At 67.7% G+C, this 8,010-nt stretch carries 8 protein-coding genes; 3 read left to right on the forward strand and 5 right to left on the reverse strand.

Annotated features, from left to right (window positions below; translation table 11 throughout):
- Nucleotides 1-164 precede the first annotated feature (164 nt).
- On the forward strand, nucleotides 165-2,084 hold the full coding sequence (locus H3O04_RS31965; protein WP_034174543.1) for a sigma-54-dependent Fis family transcriptional regulator: 1,920 nt from the start codon (nucleotides 165-167) through the stop codon (nucleotides 2,082-2,084).
- 19 nt (nucleotides 2,085-2,103) lie between these two features.
- On the opposite strand, the gene H3O04_RS31970 is transcribed toward H3O04_RS31965, so the two are convergent.
- Nucleotides 2,104-2,538 carry a carboxymuconolactone decarboxylase family protein gene (locus tag H3O04_RS31970; RefSeq protein WP_006478650.1) on the reverse strand — a complete coding sequence of 145 codons (435 nt, stop codon included), beginning with the start codon at nucleotides 2,536-2,538 and terminating at the stop codon, nucleotides 2,104-2,106.
- On the reverse strand, nucleotides 2,522-2,983 hold the full coding sequence (locus H3O04_RS31975; RefSeq protein WP_006478649.1) for a MerR family transcriptional regulator: 462 nt from the start codon (nucleotides 2,981-2,983) through the stop codon (nucleotides 2,522-2,524). The genes H3O04_RS31970 and H3O04_RS31975 overlap by 17 nt, the downstream gene beginning before the upstream one ends.
- A gap of 296 nt (nucleotides 2,984-3,279) precedes the next feature.
- On the opposite strand from H3O04_RS31975, the gene H3O04_RS31980 reads away from it, so the two are divergent.
- Nucleotides 3,280-3,891 (forward strand): ComEA family DNA-binding protein, encoded by a 612-nt coding sequence (locus H3O04_RS31980; protein WP_202589216.1) that lies wholly within the window; start codon nucleotides 3,280-3,282, stop codon nucleotides 3,889-3,891.
- 88 nt (nucleotides 3,892-3,979) lie between these two features.
- The gene (locus H3O04_RS31985) at nucleotides 3,980-4,411 is read left to right on the forward strand and encodes a YidB family protein (RefSeq protein ID WP_006478647.1); all 432 of its coding nucleotides are present in this window, start codon (nucleotides 3,980-3,982) and stop codon (nucleotides 4,409-4,411) included.
- 126 nt (nucleotides 4,412-4,537) lie between these two features.
- Here the strand turns inward: H3O04_RS31985 and clpB are convergent, their stop codons facing one another.
- The 3 genes from clpB to H3O04_RS32000 all read right to left on the reverse strand — a co-directional run.
- Nucleotides 4,538-7,135: an ATP-dependent chaperone ClpB gene (gene clpB, locus H3O04_RS31990; RefSeq protein WP_011549665.1), complete on the reverse strand. Its 2,598-nt coding sequence runs from the start codon at nucleotides 7,133-7,135 to the stop codon at nucleotides 4,538-4,540.
- Nucleotides 7,136-7,288: 153 nt separating this feature from the next.
- Nucleotides 7,289-7,804, reverse strand: a complete 516-nt coding sequence (locus H3O04_RS31995) for an Rrf2 family transcriptional regulator (RefSeq protein ID WP_011549664.1) — start codon at nucleotides 7,802-7,804, stop codon at nucleotides 7,289-7,291.
- A partial coding sequence (locus H3O04_RS32000; protein ID WP_202589217.1) for a hypothetical protein occupies nucleotides 7,801-8,010 on the reverse strand: 210 nt, incomplete at its 5' end. The genes H3O04_RS32000 and H3O04_RS31995, both read right to left, overlap by 4 nt.

Here is an 8,010-nt window from a genome sequence, read left to right on the forward strand (position 1 = left end):
CGCCGCACGCCACGCATGCGGCCGTCTCAACCGCGCGAGACACAGCGCGACACCGGTGAGACGACCGTCTCACGCGCGCCGCGTGCTGCGATGCAATGTGATCCGCGGGACCGGATGTGCTACAAGAACAGCGACATCCCCGCCGTACGGAACCGGAGCCGACCATGCCCTATGCCGTCCCCCAGGCCCAGCACGCCGATCGTGTCCTCGGCGCGCTCGCCGGACGCCTGCCCGCGCCGGCGGACTCCGCGCGTCTCGTGTCGTCGTGGCAACGGTCGCTGGAGCGCTACCGTCTCGACCCCGCTTCGTCGATCGGCCCGCGCGTGCTGACCGCGGCCGAACTGCGCGAAGTGCGCGACAAGGAAGAAGCCTTCCTGCGCGCGTCGGGCCAGTGCCTGACGCGGCTGCACGACATGATCCGCGTCGCCGACTACTGCGTGATGCTGACCGACGCGCACGGCGTGACGATCGACTACCGGATCGACCGCGAACGCCGCAACGACTTCCGTCACGCGGGGCTGCACATCGGCTCGTGCTGGTCGGAAAGCGAGGAAGGAACCTGCGGGGTCGCGAGCGTGCTGACCGATCTCGCGCCGATCACCGTGCACAAGACCGATCACTTTCGCGCGGCGTTCACGACGCTCACGTGCAGCGCGGCGCCGATCTTCTCGCCGGGCGGCGAACTGATCGGCGTGCTCGACGCGTCGGCCGTGCATTCGCCCGACGGCCGCGACAGCCAGCGCCTCGTCTACCAGCTCGTGCGGCAGAGCGCGGCGCTGATCGAGGACGGCTACTTCGTGCACAGCACCGCGCAGCACTGGATATTGTTCGGGCATCCGAACCGTCACTACGTCGAGGCGCAACCGGAGTGGCTGATCGCGTTCGACGAATGCGGCAACATCGTCGCCGCGAACCGGCACGCGCGCGATGCGCTGCCGGCGCTGCGCGAGCCGCGCCATATCGACGAAATCTTCGACGCGACCGAGATGCCGCTGCGCGATGCGGCGCGGCTCGATGCCATCGTCGCGCTGCGGGTGCGCGCGACCGGCGCCCCGCTCTACGCACGGCTGCGCGCGCCGCTACGACGCGTCGGCCGTGAACCGGCCGCGGCATCGCGCCGCCCGGGCACCACCGCGCCGCGTCACGTCGGCGCGCTGACGCCGTTCCTGCACAGCAGCGACGCGCGCATCGCGCAACAGGCCGAACTCGCGCTGCGCGTCGCGAGCAAGCGGCTGCCGATTCTCGTGCTCGGCGAAACCGGCGCGGGCAAGGAAGTGTTCGCCCGCGCGATCCACGACGCCGGCGCACGGCGCGCGCGGCCGTTCGTCGCCGTCAACTGCGGCGCGCTGCCGGAAGCGCTGATCGAGAGCGAACTGTTCGGTTATGCGGCCGGCGCGTTCACCGGCGCACGCAAGCACGGCGCGCGCGGCAAGATCGCGCTCGCCGATGGCGGCACGCTGTTTCTCGATGAAATCGGCGACATGCCGCTCGCGCTGCAGACGCGCCTGTTGCGCGTCCTGGCCGACGGCGAGGTCGTGCCGCTCGGCAGCGATACGCCCGTGCGCGTCGATCTCGACGTGATCTGCGCGACGCACCGCGATCTCGCGCGGATGGTGGCCGACGGCACGTTCCGCGAAGATCTGTACTACCGGCTGAGCGGCGCGACGTTCGACCTGCCGCCGCTGCGCGAACGCGCGGACGTGCGCGACGTGATCGCCGCCGTGTTCGCCGAGGAAGCGCAGGCGACCGGCCACGTGCTCACGCTCGACGCGACGCTCGCCGAACAGCTCGCCGCGTATCCATGGCCGGGCAACGTGCGGCAACTGCGCAACGTGCTGCGCTATGCGTGCGCGGTGTGCGACGCCGCGTGCGTGACGCGGCGCGACCTGCCGACCGACCTCGCCGCGCAACTCGGCGGCGCCCCGGCGGGCGCGCTGCCCGACGACGAACGCGGCCGCATCGTCGCCGCGCTCACCACGCATCGCTGGCGGCCCGACGCGGCCGCCCGGGCGCTCGGCATGTCGCGCGCGACGCTGTACCGGCGCATCGCGAAGTACCGGATCGTCGCGCCGCACCGCGCGTGACGCACGGGCGCACGCCTGGTCATGCGGGCTGCCCGGCCGCTTCGTTCGGGTGGTCCGTCACGCCGGCCGCTTCGTCGCGCCGCGTGAACACCTCGTGCGCGGCGAACAACGCGTTGAGTGCGGCGGGCATCCCCGCATACACGGCCATCTGCATGAACACCTCGACGATCTCGTCGCGCGTGCAGCCGACGTTCAGCGCAGCCTCGATATGCACCTTCAGTTGCGGCTGCGCGTTGCCGAGCGCGGCCAGCGCGGCGATCGTCGCGATTTCGCGCGCCTTCAGGTCGAGCTGCGGCCGGCTGTAGATGTCGCCGAAGCTGAATTCGACCAAGAGCCGCCCAAAGTCCGGCGCGATCGGCGCGAGCGCCGCGATCACGCGTTCGCCCGCTTCGCCGTCGATTTCCTTGAGCTTGTTCAAGCCGCGCGTGTAGCGATCCTCAACGAGTCGTTCCATCGTGTCCGTCCTGTTCCGATAAAGAGTGAGAGGGTTTCGCCCGTCGTTCCGTTTCCCGTTCCCGCGCCTCGTAGTACGCGATCTTGTCGCCGATCGCGTCGAGGCTCGCCTGCAGCTCCGCGATATGCGCACGCACCGCGTCGCGATGCGCGACCAGCAAGTCGCGCCGCGCGCCGAACGTCGACTCGCCCTGCTCGCGCAGCACCGCGAACGCCTGCATCTGCGCGATCGGCATGCCGGTCGCCTTCAGGCGCATCACGAAGGCCAGCCAGTCAAGGTCGGCCGGCGCATAGAGCCGGTGCCCGGCCGCCGTGCGAGAGATCGCGCGCAGCAGCCCGGCCTGCTCGTAATACCGCAGCGTGTGCGTCGACACGCCCGTCAGTTCGGCGACTTGCCCGATCGTCAGCGGACCGGCGGCGGAGGGTTGGGATACGGTTTTCGACATGGCAGGAACAAGGTTAGGAGTTAGAGTTCACTCTAAGTCAAGCCCCGCCTGACGGCCAGTGCGGCGTTTTTCCGCGCGCCCCTCGCAATACGCCGGCGACACCGTAAAGAATCGTCAAAATCGACGCCCGGCACCGGGTTCGGCCTTTACAGCACCGCAAGCCTTCAGCAAGATTCGGTCAGCCTGTCTCAAAAAGGGCACGCATTTGTCCTATGCTTAACGCGACGCCCGGCCAACTCGCACGTCGCCGTCCGTTGCAACAACCATTCATCCGTCAGAACCAGGGAGCCTTTGCCATGCTGAAAAAGCTGCTGATGCTGTTCGTCGCGCTATCGCTGTCGCTTGCCGCAGGCCTTGCCGCGGCCGTCGAAGTCAACACGGCCGACCAGGCCGCGCTCGAATCCGTGAAGGGGCTCGGGCCCGTGAAGTCGAAGGCGATCATCGACGAACGCACCAAGAACGGCCCGTTCAAGGACGCCGACGATCTCGCGAACCGCGTGAAGGGCCTCGGTACCAAGTCGGTCGGGCATCTCGAGGAAAACGGCCTGACGATCGGCGGCGCGTCGACGCCGCCGAAGGGCGTGAAGCTGTCGAAACCGGCCGCGACGACGTCCGCGACCACGTCGACCACGACGTCGGCAGGCACCGCCGCGACGTCCACGACCGCGACGGCCGGCACGACGACCGCGGCGCCCGCGCCGACGGCTAGCGCACCGGACGCGGCCGCCAAGCCGGCCAAGACCAAGCGCGCATCGAAGAAGGAAAAGGCGGCAGCGGCGGCAGCGGCATCCGCCGACGCGGGTGCGAGCGCACCGGCGGCCGCGTCGTCCACGAAGGCGACGAAGGGTTCGAAGAAGAAGAGCAAGAAGGACAAGGCAGCCTCCGCCGCCGCGGCGTCGGGCGCCTGATGTGCGCCGCGCGCGCGACGGCGTGCGCGCGGCATTCGTTCAACGGGCGCCGTCGTCACGGCGCCCTTTTCAGTGAAGGTGAAGAACCATGGGTCTCCTCGACATCGTTGGCGGTCTGATCGGCGGCCAGGCCGGCGGCAACTCGCAAAGCGCGCTGATCACGACCGCGCTCGAATTCATCAACAACCAGCCGGGCGGCCTGAACGGGCTGATCGAGAAGTTCAAGGCCGGCGGCGCCGGCGAGATCATCGGTTCGTGGGTCGGCACCGGCGAAAACCAGCCGATCTCGCCGGACACGCTGCAGAACGTGCTCGGCTCGGACGTCGTCGGCTCGCTCGCGAGCAAGGTCGGCATCGATCCGTCGCAGGCGTCGTCGATCCTCGCGCAGGTGCTGCCGCACGTCGTCAACGGCGCGACGCCGAACGGTGAAGTGCCGGCCAGCGGCCAGGTGGACACGTCGAACGTGCTCGGCACGCTCACGCAGCTTGCCGGCATGTTCGGCGGCAACAAGCAGGCGTAAGCCCGCCGCGCAGCGGCCGGCATCCGGCATAGCGGTTTCGGCCGCTCCATATGCAAACACCCCGCCGAGGCGGGGTGTTTGCTTTTGCGCCCGGTGCGAACCGGGCGCGCTGCCGATGGCAGGCGATCAGTGCACGACGCGGTCGAACACGAACTGGCCGTCGTTGACGTCGACCGGAATCACGTCCTTCGGACCGAAGCGGCCCGCGAGGATCAGCTTCGCGACCGGATTCTCGATCTCCTGCTGGATCGCGCGCTTCAGCGGCCGCGCACCGAACACCGGATCGTAGCCGACCTTCGCGATCTGTTCGAGCGCCGCGGGCGACACGTCGAGCGCCATGTCCAGCTTCGCGAGCCGGTCGTGCAGGCGCGCCAGCTGGATCTTCGCGATCGACTCGATGTTGCTCCGGTCGAGTGCATGGAACACCACGACGTCGTCGATCCGGTTCAGGAACTCGGGGCGGAAATGCTGCTTCACCTCGAGCCACACCGCGTCCTTGATCTCGTCCTGCGGCGCGCCCGTCATCGCCTGAATCACCTGCGAGCCGAGGTTCGACGTCATCACGATGACCGTGTTCTTGAAGTCGACCGTGCGCCCCTGCCCGTCCGTCATGCGGCCGTCGTCGAGCACCTGCAGCAGCACGTTGAACACGTCCGGATGCGCCTTCTCGATCTCGTCGAGCAGGATCACGCTGTACGGCTTGCGACGCACGGCTTCCGTCAGGTAGCCGCCTTCCTCGTAGCCGACGTAGCCCGGCGGCGCGCCGATCAGTCGCGCGACGCTGTGCTTCTCCATGAACTCGCTCATGTCGATGCGGATCAGGTGTTCTTCCGAATCGAACAGGAACGACGCCAGCGCCTTGCACAGTTCGGTCTTGCCGACCCCCGTCGGGCCGAGGAACAGGAACGAGCCGTACGGACGGTTCGGATCGGCGAGACCCGCGCGCGAACGACGGATCGCATCGGCCACCGCGCTGATCGCCTCGTCCTGGCCGACCACGCGCTCGTGCAGCTTTTCCTCGATGTGCAGCAGCTTCTCGCGTTCGCCCTGCATCATCCGCGACACGGGAATGCCCGTCGAACGCGACACGACTTCCGCGATTTCCTCGGCGCCGACCTGCGTGCGCAGCAGGCGCGGGCGCGTCGGGTTGTGCTGCTCCTGCTCTTCGGCCTGCGTGACCTGCTTCAGCTGGGCCTCGAGCTGCGGCAGCTTGCCGTACTGCAGCTCGGCGACCTTCTCGAGCTTGCCTTCACGCTGCAGGCGCGCGATATCCGCCCGCACCTTCTCGATCTCTTCCTTGAGCTGCGCGCTGCCCTGCACCGCGGCCTTCTCGGCGGTCCAGATCTCTTCCAGGTCCGCATATTCGCGGCCGAGGCGGTCGATCTCTTCCTCGATCAGCTGCAGGCGCTTCTGCGACGCTTCGTCCTGCTCCTTCTTCACGGCTTCGCGCTCGATCTTCAGCTGGATCAGACGACGGTCGAGCTTGTCCATCTCTTCGGGCTTCGAATCGATTTCCATCTTGATCTTCGAAGCGGCTTCGTCGATCAGGTCGATGGCCTTGTCGGGCAAGAAGCGGTCGGTGATGTAGCGATGCGACAGCTCGGCCGCGGCGACGATCGCCGGGTCGGTGATGTCGACACCGTGGTGCAGTTCGTACTTCTCCTGCAGCCCGCGCAGGATCGCGATCGTCGCCTCGACGCTCGGCTCGTCGACGAGCACCTTCTGGAAGCGCCGTTCGAGCGCGGCGTCCTTCTCGATGTACTTGCGGTATTCGTCGAGCGTGGTCGCGCCGATGCAGTGCAGTTCGCCGCGCGACAGCGCCGGCTTCAGCATGTTGCCTGCATCCATCGCGCCTTCGGCCTTGCCCGCGCCGACCATCGTGTGGATTTCGTCGATGAAGACGATCGTCTGGCCTTCGTCCTTCGCGATGTCGTTGAGCACCGCCTTCAGGCGCTCCTCGAACTCGCCGCGATACTTCGCGCCGGCGAGCAGCGCGGCCATGTCGAGCGACAGCACGCGCTTGCCCTTCAGCGTCTCGGGCACTTCGCCGTTGACGATCCGCTGCGCGAGCCCTTCGACGATCGCGGTCTTGCCGACGCCCGGCTCGCCGATCAGCACCGGGTTGTTCTTGGTGCGGCGCTGCAGGATCTGGATCGAGCGACGGATTTCGTCGTCGCGGCCGATCACCGGATCGAGCTTGCCCGCGCGGGCGCGCTCGGTCAGGTCGACCGTGTATTTCTTCAGCGCCTCGCGCTGGCTTTCCGCATCCTGGCTGTGCACCTGCGAGCCGCCGCGCACCGCGGCGATCGCGGCTTCGAGCGACTTGCGCGTGAGGCCGTGCTGGCGCGCGAGCTTGCCGGCGTCGCCCTTGTCGTCGGACACGGCGAGCAGGAACATCTCGCTCGCGATGAACGTGTCGTTGAGCTTCTGCGCTTCCTTGTCGGCCTGGTTCAGCAGCCCGGCGAGTTCACGGCCGATCTGGATGTCGCCGCCCGTGCCCGTCACTTGCGGCAGGCGCGAAATGGCTTCGTTCAGCGCGCCTTGCAGCGCCTGCACGTGAACGCCCGCGCGCGACATCAGCGAGCGGGCAGAGCCGTCCTGCTGCGCGACCAGTGCCGCGAGCACGTGAACGGGTTCGATGTATTGATTGTCGCGGCCTGCCGCGAGGCTTTGCGCGTCCGCGAGTGCTTCCTGGAACTTGGTGGTGAGCTTGTCGATTCTCATTTAGTCGAGACCTCCAATTTTCGATTAACACCAAGATGAGGATGGTTATGCGGCTTTCAAGCGAAATTCGGGTTGATTCAGCGCAAAAATTGCCGGATCGCCTGAAAACGGTCCGGAGGGCGCGACGGGATGGGCGCGCGGGACGCCCGCGTGTCAGTGGGTCTTGGACGCCGGCTCGGCTGCCTGCGCTTCGTCCTGCACCGGCGCGGCACGCACGAGCACGGCCGGACGGATGCCGAGCAGCGACGCGAGCGGCGATGCAGGCTCGGCCAGTTCGCCGAGCGTATGACGATCGAGCTCCGCGAAGAAGGCATCGCGCGCGGCCGCCAGCACGCCCTTCAACCGGCACTGCGGCTCGATCACGCAGCCGCGCGACTCGACGCCGTCGGCCGAAAAGCAGCCGACCAGCGCGAAGTCGTTTTCGGTGGCCCGCACGACCTCGCCGACCGTCAGTTGCAGCGAATCGGCGAACAGCCGCAGCCCGCCGTTGCGGCCGCGCACGGTGTCGACCCAGCCCAGCTCGCCGAGCTGCTGGACGACTTTCATCAGATGGTTCTTCGAGATGCCGTAGGCGTCCGAGATCTCCTGGATCGTCGCGAGCCCTTCGCCGCGCACCGCCAGGTACAGCATCACGCGCAGCGAATAGTCGGTGTAGTCGGTGAGTCTCATGAGCGAATACGGAAAATATCGATCGTATCCCGATTATGTGAACCGGGCCGATCGATGGCGCCGTTGCGCGGCCCCGGGTTGCCGGGATCGCGGGCGCGCAATAAGATGCGTGACATCCACACGTTTTCCAGGGGTTGTTGGACGCTATTTTGCGTCAAAATCCGGCCGGCGTCCTGCTCGTCACCCGCGCCGCCCGCGATCCCGGC

This window comes from Burkholderia sp. KCJ3K979 (genome assembly GCF_016759955.1).
Lineage (GTDB): Bacteria > Pseudomonadota > Gammaproteobacteria > Burkholderiales > Burkholderiaceae > Burkholderia > Burkholderia orbicola.

Bases quoted from the DNA above. Each gene is read 5' to 3' on its own strand.
- H3O04_RS31965 (WP_034174543.1), top strand. From the start codon at position 165: ATGCCCTATGCCGTCCCCCAGGCCCAGCACGCCGATCGTGTCCTCGGC.
- H3O04_RS31970 (WP_006478650.1), bottom strand. From the start codon at position 2,538: ATGGAACGACTCGTTGAGGATCGCTACACGCGCGGCTTGAACAAGCTC.
- H3O04_RS31975 (WP_006478649.1), bottom strand. From the start codon at position 2,983: ATGTCGAAAACCGTATCCCAACCCTCCGCCGCCGGTCCGCTGACGATC.
- H3O04_RS31980 (WP_202589216.1), top strand. From the start codon at position 3,280: ATGCTGAAAAAGCTGCTGATGCTGTTCGTCGCGCTATCGCTGTCGCTT.
- H3O04_RS31985 (WP_006478647.1), top strand. From the start codon at position 3,980: ATGGGTCTCCTCGACATCGTTGGCGGTCTGATCGGCGGCCAGGCCGGC.
- clpB (WP_011549665.1), bottom strand. From the start codon at position 7,135: ATGAGAATCGACAAGCTCACCACCAAGTTCCAGGAAGCACTCGCGGAC.
- H3O04_RS31995 (WP_011549664.1), bottom strand. From the start codon at position 7,804: ATGAGACTCACCGACTACACCGACTATTCGCTGCGCGTGATGCTGTAC.